Annotated in this window: 15 protein-coding genes; 10 read left to right on the top strand and 5 right to left on the bottom strand. The window is 71.2% G+C overall.

Annotation, left to right across the window (positions count from 1 at the left end):
• The first annotated feature begins 40 nt into the window (after positions 1-40).
• Entirely contained in the window at positions 41-973 is a 933-nt protein-coding gene (locus OG455_RS20110) for an NADP-dependent oxidoreductase (RefSeq protein ID WP_266295657.1), read from the top strand.
• 47 nt (positions 974-1020) lie between these two features.
• Here the strand turns inward: OG455_RS20110 and paaN are convergent, their stop codons facing one another.
• The gene (paaN, locus tag OG455_RS20105) at positions 1021-2703 is read right to left on the bottom strand and encodes a phenylacetic acid degradation protein PaaN (RefSeq protein WP_266295655.1); all 1683 of its coding nucleotides are present in this window, start codon (positions 2701-2703) and stop codon (positions 1021-1023) included.
• Positions 2704-2936: 233 nt separating this feature from the next.
• On the opposite strand from paaN, the gene OG455_RS20100 reads away from it, so the two are divergent.
• Positions 2937-3518, top strand: a complete 582-nt coding sequence (locus OG455_RS20100) for a TetR/AcrR family transcriptional regulator (RefSeq protein WP_266295653.1) — start codon at positions 2937-2939, stop codon at positions 3516-3518.
• Between the two features lie 95 nt (positions 3519-3613).
• Here the strand turns inward: OG455_RS20100 and OG455_RS20095 are convergent, their stop codons facing one another.
• Positions 3614-4138, bottom strand: a complete 525-nt coding sequence (locus OG455_RS20095) for an Lrp/AsnC family transcriptional regulator (RefSeq protein WP_266295651.1) — start codon at positions 4136-4138, stop codon at positions 3614-3616.
• A 217-nt stretch (positions 4139-4355) separates the two neighbouring features.
• Between OG455_RS20095 and pdhA the strand changes: the two genes are divergently transcribed.
• Genes pdhA through OG455_RS20080 form a run of 3 tightly spaced genes read left to right on the top strand, consistent with a single transcriptional unit; the run spans position 4356 to position 7815 of the window.
• A complete protein-coding gene (gene pdhA / locus OG455_RS20090) occupies positions 4356-5489 on the top strand; it encodes a pyruvate dehydrogenase (acetyl-transferring) E1 component subunit alpha (RefSeq protein WP_266295649.1) in 1134 nt (377 codons plus the stop codon).
• A gap of 50 nt (positions 5490-5539) precedes the next feature.
• A complete protein-coding gene (locus OG455_RS20085) occupies positions 5540-6502 on the top strand; it encodes an alpha-ketoacid dehydrogenase subunit beta (RefSeq protein ID WP_266300887.1) in 963 nt (320 codons plus the stop codon).
• Positions 6503-6507: 5 nt separating this feature from the next.
• Positions 6508-7815: a dihydrolipoamide acetyltransferase family protein gene (locus OG455_RS20080; protein ID WP_266295647.1), complete on the top strand. Its 1308-nt coding sequence runs from the start codon at positions 6508-6510 to the stop codon at positions 7813-7815.
• A 141-nt stretch (positions 7816-7956) separates the two neighbouring features.
• Here the strand turns inward: OG455_RS20080 and OG455_RS20075 are convergent, their stop codons facing one another.
• On the bottom strand, positions 7957-8517 hold the full coding sequence (locus tag OG455_RS20075; RefSeq protein ID WP_266295645.1) for a hypothetical protein: 561 nt from the start codon (positions 8515-8517) through the stop codon (positions 7957-7959).
• 918 nt (positions 8518-9435) lie between these two features.
• Here OG455_RS20075 and OG455_RS20070 point away from each other — a divergent pair.
• From OG455_RS20070 to OG455_RS20050, 5 genes are all read left to right on the top strand, one after another.
• Positions 9436-9714, top strand: coding sequence for a hypothetical protein (locus OG455_RS20070; RefSeq protein ID WP_266295643.1), 279 nt, complete (start codon positions 9436-9438; stop codon positions 9712-9714).
• Positions 9683-10183, top strand: a complete 501-nt coding sequence (locus OG455_RS20065) for a DUF6879 family protein (protein WP_266295641.1) — start codon at positions 9683-9685, stop codon at positions 10181-10183. The genes OG455_RS20070 and OG455_RS20065 overlap by 32 nt, the downstream gene beginning before the upstream one ends.
• A gap of 4 nt (positions 10184-10187) precedes the next feature.
• Positions 10188-11045: a helix-turn-helix transcriptional regulator gene (locus OG455_RS20060; protein ID WP_266295639.1), complete on the top strand. Its 858-nt coding sequence runs from the start codon at positions 10188-10190 to the stop codon at positions 11043-11045.
• A 297-nt stretch (positions 11046-11342) separates the two neighbouring features.
• Positions 11343-11558: a DUF6879 family protein gene (locus OG455_RS20055; RefSeq protein WP_266295637.1), complete on the top strand. Its 216-nt coding sequence runs from the start codon at positions 11343-11345 to the stop codon at positions 11556-11558.
• A gap of 135 nt (positions 11559-11693) precedes the next feature.
• Positions 11694-12071: a nuclear transport factor 2 family protein gene (locus OG455_RS20050; RefSeq protein WP_266295635.1), complete on the top strand. Its 378-nt coding sequence runs from the start codon at positions 11694-11696 to the stop codon at positions 12069-12071.
• Positions 12072-12160: 89 nt separating this feature from the next.
• On the opposite strand, the gene OG455_RS20045 is transcribed toward OG455_RS20050, so the two are convergent.
• Both OG455_RS20045 and OG455_RS20040 read right to left on the bottom strand, forming a co-directional pair.
• On the bottom strand, positions 12161-12322 hold the full coding sequence (locus OG455_RS20045) for a hypothetical protein (protein ID WP_266295633.1): 162 nt from the start codon (positions 12320-12322) through the stop codon (positions 12161-12163).
• A complete protein-coding gene (locus OG455_RS20040) occupies positions 12319-12558 on the bottom strand; it encodes a hypothetical protein (protein WP_266295629.1) in 240 nt (79 codons plus the stop codon). Before OG455_RS20040 ends, OG455_RS20045 begins: the two co-directional genes overlap by 4 nt.
• Positions 12559-12652 lie beyond the last annotated feature (94 nt).

Genomic DNA, 12652 nt, shown 5'->3' with positions numbered 1-12652 from the left:
CCGTGTGTTCCGGTAGAGCTACACCCCGAGAGGAAGTGCCATGCGCGCCATCGTCCAGCACCGCTTCGGCGGCCCCGAGGTCCTCGAACTCGCCGAGGTCGAGCGGCCGAAGCCACTGCCCACCGAGATCGTGGTGGAGGTCAAGGCGGCCGGGGTCAACCCGGTGGAGACCATCATCCGCTCCGGCGGCTTCCCGCTGCTCGGGCAGCCCCCGTTCATCCTGGGCTGGGACGTCTCCGGCGTGGTCACCGAGGTGGTCCCCGGTGTCACCCGGTTCAAGGTCGGCGACGAGGTCTTCGGGATGCCGTTCTTCCCGCGCGCCGCGAACGCCTACGCCGAGTACGTCGCCGCCCCCTCGCGGCACTTCGCGCTCAAGCCGCCGAGCCTGACCCACGTGCAGGCCGCCGCCATCCCGCTGGCCGGGCTGACCGCCTGGCAGGGCCTGGTGGACGTGGCCGACGTGCGGCCCGGCCAGCGGGTGCTGATCCACGGCATCGCCGGCGGCGTGGGCCTCTTCGCGCTGCAGATCGCCAAGGCCCGCGGCGCCTACGTGATCGGCACCGCCAGCGCGCCCAAGCACGAGCTGCTGCGCGACTTCGGCGCCGACGAGCTGATCGACTACCGCACCGAGGACTTCACCGACAAGGTCAAGGACGTGGACCTGGTCTACGAGACCATCGGCGGCGACTACCCCTACCGCTCGCTGCGCACGCTGCGCCCCGGCGGCCTGCTGTTCAGCGCCGTCGGCCGCGGCGACCAGGCCCTGGAGCGGGCCGCGGAGCAGGCCGGGATGCGCTTCACCGGCATCTCGGTGGAGCCGGACGCGGCGGGCCTGGAGGCGCTGGCCGACCTGGTCGAGCGCGGGCTGCTGCGCACCCACGTGGCGCACACCCTGCCGTTGGAGCAGGCGGGCAGGGCACACGAGTTGGTGGCCACCGGGCACACCACCGGGAAGATCGTGCTGGTGCCGTGAGCCGCCGACCGGTGGCGCCGTCCCACGACGGCGCCACCGGGGCCGGCTCAGGCCTGGCGGCGGATCTCCACCGTGCGGAAGCGGCTGGCCACGAAGGCCGCGTCCGTGTAGGCGGCGTTGGCGGCCGGGTTGGCGCCGGTACCGTGCAGGTCGGAGAAGGCGGCGGTCTGGTTCGGGTAGACGCCGCCGGTGAGGTTGAGCGAGAGGCAGACGCCGGTGTCCAGGCTCGCCCGGACCAGCTGCCGCTCCACCTCGGGGTCGGTGGTGTAGCCGGTGGCGGTCATCGCGCCGTGCTCGGTGACGGTCTGCCGCAGCAGCTCGACGGCGTCGGCGGTGGAGTCGACGGCGACGGCGAAGAAGACCGGGCCGAAGCACTCGGTGAGGAAGACCGCACGGTCGTCCGGCTTGTGCGCCTCCACCTTGATCAGCGCGGGGGTGCGGATGGCCGCGTTCGGGTACTCGGCCGACTCCACCACCCGCGGCGCCAGCGCCAGGTCGCCGTACTCGCCGCTCGCCGCGGCGGCGCTGCGCTGCAGCACGGCCGGGTTGACCACGGCGCCCAGGATCGCGGCGGCGCGGGCGTCGTCGCCGAGCAGGCCCTCGATCGAGCGGGCCAGGTCGGCCACCACCTCGTCGTAGGACTTGGTGCCCTGGTCGGTGGCGATGCCGGTGCGCGGGATCAGCAGGTTCTGCGGGGTGGTGCACATCTGGCCGGTGTAGAGGGAGAGGGCGAAGGCGAGGTTGGACAGCATGCCCTTGTAGTCGCCGGTGGAGTCGATGACCACCGTGTTGACGCCGGCCTTCTCGGTGTAGACCAGGGCCTGCTTGGCGTTCTCCTCCAGCCAGTCGCCGAACTCGGTCGACCCGGTGTAGTCGATGATCCGCACCGCCGGGTTCAGGGCCAGGGACTTGGCGATGCCCTCGCGGTCGCGCTCGGCGGCCAGGGTCACCAGGTTGGGGTCGAAGCCGGCCTCGGCGAGCACCTCGCGGGCGATCCGCACGGTCAGCGCGAGCGGCAGCACCGCGCGCGGGTGCGGCTTGACCACCACCGGGTTGCCGGTGGCCAGCGAGGCGAACAGGCCCGGGTAGCCGTTCCAGGTCGGGAAGGTGTTGCAGCCGATCACCAGCGCGGTGCCGCGCGGCACGGTGACGAACTCCTTGCGCAGCACCAGCGGGTCGCGCTTGCCCTGCGGCTTGGTCCAGCCGGCCTCGGCGGGCAGCTTGGCCTGCTCGGCGTAGGCGTAGGCGACCGCTTCGAGGCCGCGGTCCTGGGCGTGCGGGCCGCCGGCCTGGAAGGCCATCGCGTAGGCCTGCCCGGTGGTGTGCATGACGGCCTGGGCCATCTCGTGCGAGCGGGCGTTGATCCGGGCCAGGATCTCCAGGCAGACCGCGGCGCGGGCGGCCGGGGTGGCGGCGGCCCAGCCGCCGGCGGCGGCTCCGGCGGCGGCCAGCAGCGCGTCCACCTCGGCGCGCGGGTAGGCGATGTCCAGCTCGATGCCGTACGGCGACACCTCGGTGCCCACCAGGTCGCCCGCCTCGGGGTGGCCGGGCAGCGCGAAGGTGGTGCCGAGCAGGGCGTCGAACGCGGCCTTGCCGTCGGCCGCGCCGCTCTCGCCGTAGGCCTTGGGGATCTCGGGGTACGGGGACCAGTAGTCCCGCTCGGTGAGCGCGGTGAGCGCCTGGTTCAGGGTCTGCTGGTGACGCTCGATCAGTTCGTCGACGGCGGCCATGCGGCGCTCCTCGCGGGCAGATGTCTGGGCTGGCGCTCCTCAGCGTAACCGAACGATCGGTCGGGGGAACAGGGCCTCGCGAGACAATCGGTCAGCTGTCGGTCGGCAGTCGGCCGGCAGTCGGTCAGCTGTCGGTCGGCCGTCGGTCGGCCGTCGATCAGCCATCGGTCGGCCGCGGGCGACAGCCCCGCCCCGCCCGGTGATCACCCTGCGCAGCCGGGGATACTCGGACCATGGCCGACACCCCGCTGCGCACCACCTACACCGTCGACTCCCTGCTCGCCGTCACCGTCGAGGTCTTCAACACCCGCGGCTACGACGGCACCTCGATGGAGGACCTGTCGCGGGCGGCCGGGATCTCCAAGTCCTCGATCTACCACCACGTGCGCGGCAAGGAGGAGCTGCTGCGGCTCGCGGTGGGCCGGGCGCTGGACGGGCTGTTCGGCACCCTGGACGAGCCGGCCGCGCTCAGCGGGCGACCGGTGGACCGGCTGGAGCACGTGGTGCGGCGCACCACCGAGGTGCTGCTGGCCGAGCTGCCCTACGTGACGCTGCTGCTGCGGGTGCGCGGCAACACCGCGACCGAGGAGTGGGCGCTGGAGCGGCGGCGGGAGTTCGACCACCGGGTGGCGGAGCTGGTGCGCGAGGCGGTGGCGGCCGGCGAGCTGCGCGCGGACGTGGAGCCGCGGCTGGCCACCCGGCTGCTCTTCGGGATGATCAACTCCATCGCGGAGTGGTACCGCCCCGCCGGGTCGAGCGCCGACGGCGTGCCGGACGCGGTGGTCCGGCTGGCCTTCGACGGGCTGCGCGCCTGACGCCGCCCCCTCGGGGTGCGGCGCGCGCTCGGGCCGGGCTCGGGCTCAGGCGGGCTCAGGCGGGCTCAGGCGGGCTCAGGCGGGCTCAGGCGGGCTCAGGCCGGCGGCACCCGGTCGGTCTCCTCGAAGACCAGCAGCGTCTGGGTGGAGAGCACCTCGGGGATGCTCTGGATGCTGCCCAGCACCAGCTCCCGCAGCGCCCGGTTGTCGGCGGTGTGCACCAGCATCAGCACGTCGAACTCGCCGCCGACCAACGCGATGTGCGCCACCCCCGGCAGCTCCAGCAACTGCTCGCGCACGGTCCGCCAGGAGTTCTGCACGATCTTCAGGGTGACGTAGGCGCAGGCGCCCTGCCCGGCCCGTTCGTGGTCGACCCGGGCGGTGAAGCCGCGGATCACCCCGTCCTCCATCATCCGGGCGATCCGGGCGTAGGCGTTGGCGCGCGAGACGTGCACCCGCTCGGCGACCGAGCGGATCGAGGCCCGGCCGTCCTGCTGGAGCAGCCGCAGGATCGAGCGGTCCACCCGGTCCAGGCCCCGATCGGTACCGCCGTTCGCCGCACCCGCGGGTCCGGGCTGCGGTCTGCTCCCGTTCGACCCGGCCATTTGTTCAGCGCCCATGTCCCCCAACCCTCCCGCGATGGACGTGCTGCTTTCAGCAGACTGCCGTGGCAGCCGATTGTCCAGCACCTTCGCTCGGCTGTGGCCACAATGAACAGACAACCGAACAATCGGTTGGGAGGCAACACCCGCCCACCGCCGCTCTCCCCCGCCGCCGCCCTCCTCGGGGTCCTCCCGGCACCGCGGCCCCGCCCTCCCCACCCCTTGGAGGTGCCTGATGACCGTCCTCGACCACCGGCCCACCGCGCCCGTGCCCCCGTGGCTGCCCGACGCGACCGGACCCCGGACCGACCCCGCGCCCCTCCTGCCGGACGACGCGCCCTACCGCGTCCTCGGCACCCCGAAGCTGGCCGAGCACGACCCCGAGCTGCTGCGCGAGCTGTACCACCGCCTGGTGGTCGGCCGCCGCTACAACCAGCAGGCCACCACCCTCACCAAGCAGGGCCGGCTGGCCGTCTACCCCTCCTCCACCGGCCAGGAGGCCTGCGAGGTGGCCGCCGCCACCGTGCTGCGGGAGGAGGACTGGCTCTTCCCCAGCTACCGCGACACCCTGGCGGTGGTCGGCCGCGGCGTCGACCCGCTGGCCGCGCTCACCCTGCTGCGGGGCAACGCGCACACCGGCTACGACCCGGTGGCCACCCGCACCGCCCCGCTCTGCACCCCGCTGGCCACCCAGGCCCCGCACGCGGTCGGCCTGGCCCACGCGGCCAGGCTGCGCGGCGATCGGGTGGTCGCGCTGGCGATGCTCGGCGACGGCGGCACCAGCGAGGGCGACTTCCACGAGGCGCTGAACTTCGCGGCCGTGCTGAACGCCCCGGTGGTCTTCCTGGTGCAGAACAACGGCTACGCCATCTCGGTGCCGCTGACCAAGCAGTCCGCCGCGCCGACCCTGGCGCACAAGGCGGTCGGCTACGGCATGCCGGGCCGGCTGGTGGACGGCAACGACGCGGTGGCCGTGCACCAGGTGCTGGCCGAGGCCGTCGAGCGGGCCAGGACCGGCGGCGGGCCGACCCTGGTGGAGGCGCTGACCTACCGCCTGGAGGCGCACACCAACGCCGACGACGCGACCCGCTACCGGGTCTCGGAGGAGGTCGAGGCCTGGCGCGAGCACGACCCGGTGAGCCTGCTGGAGCGCCACCTGCGCGCCGCGGGCCTGCTGGACGACGCGGCGGTGGCCCGAGCGGCCGAGGACGCCGAGGCGCTGGCCGCCACCATGCGCGCGGAGTTCCACGCCGAGCCGGAGCTCGACGCGCTCAGCCTGTTCCAGCACGTCTACGCCGAGCCGACGCCGCAACTGCGCGAGCAGGCCGAGCAGCTGGCCGCCGAGCTGGCGGCGGAGGCGGGAGCGTGAGCACTGTGACCACCGAGAGCGGCACCCGCGCCGCCGCGACCACCAGCACCATGGCGCAGGCGCTCAACGCCGCGCTGCGCGACGAGATGCGGGCCGACCCGACCGTCCACCTGCTGGGTGAGGACGTCGGCACCCTGGGCGGCGTCTTCCGGATCACCGACGGCCTGGCGGCCGAGTTCGGCGCGGACCGCTGCCTGGACACCCCGCTGGCCGAGGCGGGCATCCTGGGCACCGCGGTCGGCATGGCGATGTACGGGCTGCGGCCCGTGGTGGAGATGCAGTTCGACGCCTTCGCCTACCCGGCGATGGAGCAGCTGGTCTCGCACGTCGCCAAGATGCGCAACCGCACGGCCGGCAAGCTGGCGCTGCCGATCACCGTCCGGATCCCCTACGGCGGCGGGATCGGCGGGGTCGAGCACCACAGCGACTCGTCCGAGGCGTACTACGCGAGCACCCCGGGCCTGCACGTGGTCACCCCGGCCACCGTCGCCGACGCCTACGGGCTGCTGCGCGCCTCGATCGCCTCCGACGACCCGGTGATCTTCCTGGAGCCCAAGCGGCTCTACTGGTCCAAGGCGGAGCTGGACACCACCGCCGCCACCGAGCCGATCGGGCGCGCGGTGCTGCGCCGCGCCGGCCGCTCGGCCGTGCTGATCACCTACGGGCCCTCGCTGCCGGTCTGCCTGGAGGCCGCCGAGGCCGCCAAGGCGGAGGGCTGGGACCTCGCGGTGCTCGACCTGCGCAGCCTGGTGCCGTTCGACGACGCCACCGTCGCCGAGGTGGTCCGCTCGGTGGGCCGCGCGGTGGTGGTGCACGAGTCGACCGGCTTCGGCGGGGTCGGCGCGGAGATCGCCGCCCGGGTCACCGAGCGCTGCTTCCACCACCTGGCGGCGCCCGTGCTGCGGGTGACCGGCTTCGACATCCCGTACCCGCCGCCGATGCTGGAGCACCACCACCTGCCCGGGGTGGACCGGATCCTGGACGCGGTCGCCAAGCTGCAGTGGGAGGACTGAGCGTGATGCCGATCGTGCGCGAGTTCACCCTGCCCGACCTCGGTGAGGGACTCACCGGGGCCGAGGTGGTGCGCTGGCTGGTGGAGGTCGGCGACGTGATCGCCGTCGACCAGCCGGTGGTCGAGGTGGAGACCGCCAAGGCGATGGTGGAGGTGCCCTGCCCGTACGGCGGGGTGGTCACCGCGCTGTTCGGCGAGGTCGGCGAGGAGCGGGCGGTGGGGCAGCCGCTGGTCACCGTGGCCGTCTCGCCGGAGCCCGGCACGGCGGTGCCGGACGCCGCGCCCGGCGCGGGTCCGGCGGGCGTGGAGCGCCCGCTGGTCGGCTACGGCGTGGCGGAGGGCGGCAAGGGCTCGCGCCGCCGCCGGGTGGGGGCGGGCGCCCCCGCACCCGCACCCGCCCTGGTCGCGCCGGTCGTGCCGGTGGCGCCGGTGGCCCACGCGCCGGTCGCGATCGCCGTCATCTCCCCGCTGGTGCGCAAGCTGGCCCGGGAGCACGGGGTCGACCTGGCCGCCGTCACCGGCAGCGGCCCCGAGGGCCTGATCATGCGCGCCGACGTACAGCGCGCGATCGAGCCGGTCGCCGCCCCGGCACCCGCCGCGGTGCCTGCGGACACGGAGGTCGTCCCGCTGCGCGGCCTGCGCCGCACGGTGGCCGAGAAGCTCACCCGCAGCCACCACGAGATCCCGGCGGTCACTGTCTGGGTGGACGCGGACGCCACCGAACTGCTCGCCGTGCGCGCCCAGATGAACCAAGCACCGGGCGTCCCGAAGGTCAGCCTGCTCTCGCTGTTCGCCCGGATCTGCGTGGCCGCGCTGGCCCGCCACCCCGAGCTCAACTCCAGCGTGGACCTGGACGCGAACGGCGCCCCGGTCGCACTGCGCCGGCACACCGCCGTCCACCTGGGCTTCGCCGCGCAGAGCGAGCGCGGCCTGGTGGTCCCGGTGGTGCGCGACGCCCAGCGGCTGACCACCGAGCAGCTCGGCGCCGAGCTGGGCCGGTTGACAGCCTCCGCGCGCGCCGGCTCGCTCACCCCGGCCGAGCTGACCGGCGGCACCTTCACGCTCAACAACTACGGCGTCTTCGGCGTCGACGGCTCCACCCCGATCCTCAACCACCCGGAGGCTGCGATGTTGGGGGTGGGCCGGATCGTGGCCAAGCCCTGGGTCCACGAAGGTGAGTTGGCGGTCCGCCACGTCACCCAGCTGTCGTTCACCTTCGACCACCGGGTCTGCGACGGCGGCACGGCGGGCGGGTTCCTGCGCTTCGTCGCGGACTGCGTGGAGCGGCCGGGGACGCTGCTGCGGCAGCTCTGAGCAGCGGGCGGCGGCGGGCGGTGAGGTCCTTGCCGCCGCCGCCCGCACGTGCTGTCTACGTGATGGATCCCGTTCGTTCCGCGCAGGGTACATAGCCAGATGGTCGCGCGGGGGGACTTCCGGGGCCCCGGTGGTAGCCGCTCACGGCTCGATCCTCCGGACGTACACGCCCTCGGCGAGGGGTCGGAAGTCGTGGCCCTCCCACGCCCGACGGAGCTTGTCCACGGCCTCTTCGTCCGGCCGCCTCACCTCGGGGTCGTCGGACTCGTAGGAACACGGCTCGTCGGGGCCGTGGTCGTGAAGCGGGGCCGGGTAGCAGACGGCCACCGTTCCGGGGACGGCCAGCCGACGGAGCGCGGTGACGGCCAGCCGCATCCCAACGCCCTTGCCGCGCCACTCGTCGGCGACGTGGACGGCCTCCAGCAGCAGCAGAAGCGTCGGCTTCATCTCGGCCAGCGCGGGTACCAGGCCGCCATCCTCGGTGAAGATCACGCGCGGGATGCGGTCGAGAAGCCCCGGATCCACCTCGTACGCGCGGCGGGGATTGGGGGTCACGCCGGGGATGACGCGCGTGATGGTGGCCGTACCTACCTCCGGCACGCTCGGCGTGTAGAAGGTGGCCGTCCAGCGCTCCGCGAACTGCGCCCAGTCCGCGTCAGCGTAGTGCGCGGCCTTGTACTTGATCACGAACCGTTCAGTCATGGGCACTCCCTTGGAACGGGGGCCGCCCCCGGGCAACTTGCGCCCGGGGGCGGCCAGTCTCTCACTTCGAAGGCTGCTGCGGCGGGGTCTCCGGGGCGGGGTTGCCCTGGTGCTTCGGCGGGGGCTTCGCGTCGCCCTTGTGCTTGGACACGATGATCTCCATGCGCATGCCCATCTCCCTCTACTCGGTGGCGGTGCTGGTGTCGGGGTCCGGCGGCATCGGCCCGGGGCCCGGGGGCCTGTTGGGACCGGGGGTCGTCATACTGATGTCTCCTCACACTGTGGGGTCCCCGCCGCCGGTTGGCGGCCGGGCCGTTCGGTGTTGCGGTCCCCGCCTCGTTCGGCATGCTGTCCAAGGAACGCCGATCGGGGCGGGAGCTTCGGGCCCGTGCCGGGAGCGCGAAGAGTCCCTGTCTGACGAGCCGTCACCGAGAGGCCGGCTCGGGCCTGACGGAGGCTCAGTCCACACTGCCGCGCTCGTGGTCACCACTTGGGGGTGATCTTTATTCGGGGCTGGGCAGCGAGGTACGCGGCGTGGGCCGCCTGCTGCTCCGGGGTGCTCTTCTCGTCGCTGCGCCAGGAGTTGGCTGCTCTGCTCACTGGTCGGCCCCAGTCGGAGCACCCGACTTTGCCACAGGTGCACGGCGGCCGGCCGGGCGGCGCCCGCGTCCCACGCCCTCTTCTTGGGGGCGTAGTTGTGCCCGGCGGTAGCACTCATTCTTGGTCACTCTCCTTCACCAGCAAGGTGTGGGGGCGAGACAAGACCGTAGGTGCGTCGGCCGGCGGCACTCAACGAAGTTGCTCAGAGTTGCTGGAAGTCTCCTGAGAGAGGCTCAGGCACTGTCGGGTGCTTGACCTCGGGGTAGTCGCTGGACGAAGGTCAGAGGTGGCATACGGCCGGATCACGAGGGGAGCAACATGCAGCAACACAGCAGCGACAGCGACGACTTAACCGCTACGTTCTTCTGCACGGACCCCAACTCTCAGGGCGGTGTCGAGTGCGAGACGTTCTATGAGACCGACCATGACTCTTGGATCGTGCAGCTGAAGAAGCGCGGACCGAAGGTTCGGGATCAGCTCGTCGCCTTGGCCGATGACGAGACGTTCGGGGAGATGTCCGGGCGGACCATGGATGTGTTCGTGCGGAAGTACGTCAGGGAGCGCTATGGAATTGATCTCGGCATCACGCCGACTTGAGCTGCTGTTTGGTGAGCCCGCCCAAGAAGTCCGGAAGCTGGAGCTGAGGGACTTCTACGAGGTAGACCGCCCGCTGTTCGAGGCGTGGCGCTCAGGCGACCGTGAGACGGTCGAGGAGACGATGCGTGGGCATCGTGCGTTTCTGACCGGGAAGGCCGCTCTCGGCTTCCCCTACCGGCGCGTGCGAGTCATCTCCGAACCGCTCTCGGAGTATCAGCGGATGGCAGTCGGGTTGGCCGACCCCGAGGAACGTCTTCGGTGGCTTCCCCGCCCTCTCTTGTCGGCGGTGCCGTTGCCGGGGAACGACTGTCTGATCCGGGATGACCTGGTGATCTTCAACCTCATCGGGGGAGACAACCAGCAGACAGAGATCCAGCTCTCAATCGATCCGAACGTGGTCGGTTTCTGCAATGACGCGTTCGAGCGGGCATGGTCGCTCGGCGTCCCCAACGGTAAGTACAAGCCCTGACGACATGTCGGACCAAGAACCATCCGCGTCCGCGAAGCGCGCATTCGGAACCCAGCTCAAGGAACTACGCCGGGACACCAACCTCTCGGGCGTCGATCTCGCGCGGCTCTGCGGTTGGCACAAGACCAAGGTGTCGAAGATCGAGCACGGGACACAGATCCCGACCGAGGACGATATCCGAGCATGGGCAACGGCCTGCGGCGTCCAAGGGCAGATCCCCGAACTCATCGCGGCGAGCCGTGAGATCGAGCAGATGTGGACCGACTACAAGCGGTGGCACCGGCCGGGCATGAAGCGTCTCCAGTTCCAAGCCATGGACCTCTACGCGAAGACCAAGCTCCTCCGCGTGTATGAGTCACTGTTCATTCCTGGGTTCCTGCAGACAGTCGAGTACGCCAAGGCGCAGTTCACCATCCATGCCAAACTGCACGGTCTACCGTTGGGCGACATTGAGGAAGCCGCACAGAACCGCATGGTCCGCAAGCGGTTCCTCGGCACCGGAGCGCCCATATTCTCGTTCCTCCTGGAAGCGTCCGCACTGACGAACAACACAGGCGGCATTGAGGTGATGACCGGCCAACTCGACCACCTGCTAGAGGTGATGAAGCTCCAGTACGTGTCCATTGGGATCATCCCCCAAGGCCGGGAACGGTTGCTCTACCCGGGTGAAGGCTTCTACCTGTTCGACGAGAGCTTGCTCAAGCAAGAGTTCTGGTCAGGGGCGTTCCAGACGTCCAGACCCGAGAACATCACGTACTTCATCCGTGTTTTCGCTACTCTGCGGGATCAAGCCGTATTCGGCGCTGCCGCCCGAAACGAGATCGAGGCGGCTCGTAGCCGTCTGAAAGGGTCGTGGCAGTAGAACCTCCCTGCGGGCCATGCCTGACGTTCAAACCGTAGGACCAAGGTGCACGAGCTCAACCGGTCAGGGAGGGCTCTCGACCTTCGCTGATCCCGTGCTGGCACATTCGGCGATCTGAGACTGCAACTGCGGCAAGCCGTGTCACAGCTCTCGACTCCGCAGCAGCTGGACATCCCGGACCATGGGGACGTCATCGATTTCCCGCGCCGCATGATGCAGTTCTTCCAGGGAGGTTAACCACATTGCCGACTACGAGTACACGACGTCGCTCAACCAGCCTGCCGGCGACGACGTTCGGTGGCTTCCGCGACGGCAGGGTACCGCCATCGCCTGCCGGGAAACGACTTCTGGCTGTTCGACGATGAGACCCTCCTCGTTCTCCACTTCGCGGGCAACGGGGACTGGGAAGGCGCCGAGATCGACACGCGACCGGCTGCCATCAACCTGTGCCGGGAGGCATTCGAGGCCGTCCGGCGACAAGCAGTGCCGCACGGCGACTACCGCATCATCTGACGAACCGTGACCGCCGAAACGTCGGCGCACGTCTGCCGGATGGCCCCCTGGTGCTGTGACCGGGATGGCTCACCGTGGTCGGGAGACGGCTCACGGGACGAGCGCGGTCCGCGAGGCGACTGCTATTACTGGTGCATGCAGGAAGACACCGCGCGGTCCGCGATCGACACGTTCATCTCCGCGTTCAACGCCTCGGACGACAGCTATGTGACTGCGCTGCTCTCCCAGGCCCTGACCTCGGACGTGGTCTTCTGGGGACCGTTGGGCCGCATTGAGGGGATCGAGGCGGTCGAGCGGTTCGTGCTGGACATCCGGCGCCACCCCGCGGGGACCGGCACGATGATGCGCTGTTCGGCGGTGGACATGCCGGACGAGTGGGCCCGGTACCAGTGGGCCTTCACCACGCCGGATGGAGGCCCCCGCCTGGCGGGAACGGACGTCGTCCATCTGCGGCGGAGCCTCATCGACCAGGTCATCGTCTTCGCGGGGGAGATCGAGCCGTCCGCCTCCTGAGCCATTCTCCTCTGGCGCCGTCCTTCTCCTGAACCGGCACATCCAACCACCACCACGACCAACCCGGCGAACCCTATGCAGTCACAGCACTAGCCAGGTGGAGGGGGTGGGCCCGGCGGGAGGGCGGTGTCCTCGTCGGGCCTGGTCAGTCGGAGTGAGGTGACGACCCCGAGGGCGACGCCGGCGAGCGCGAGCGCGAAGCAGATCGCCAGGGCCGCGATGATCAGGGTGTCCTCGGTGCCGGGCCTCACCGGCGGATGCCGATGAGGCGCTGGCCGAGCCGGGCCGCGAGGTCCTGCAGCAGGTGGTCGGCCTGCTGGCGGGTGAGGGCGAGCGCGAGCTGCTCGCCCGGGCCGACGTGGATGTCGAGGTCGACGGCGGCCCGGAGCTGGATGGCGACGTCGGGCGCGGATTCGACGTCGACGTGGGCGACGGTGGTCCGCTCGACGTGAGCCGGGCCGGTGCCGAGGACGATCAGGACGCCCATGTCCCGCTCCCTTCCGGCTCGCGCGTGGGGGCGGCGGTCACGCGACCGCGTCCAGCTCGAACCAGACCCGCTTGCCGCCGCGCTCGTGCGGGTC

Origin of the sequence: Kitasatospora sp. NBC_01287, from assembly GCF_026340565.1 — a bacterium.
GTDB lineage: Bacteria > Actinomycetota > Actinomycetes > Streptomycetales > Streptomycetaceae > Kitasatospora.
This window is presented reverse-complemented; position numbering and strand designations above follow the sequence as displayed.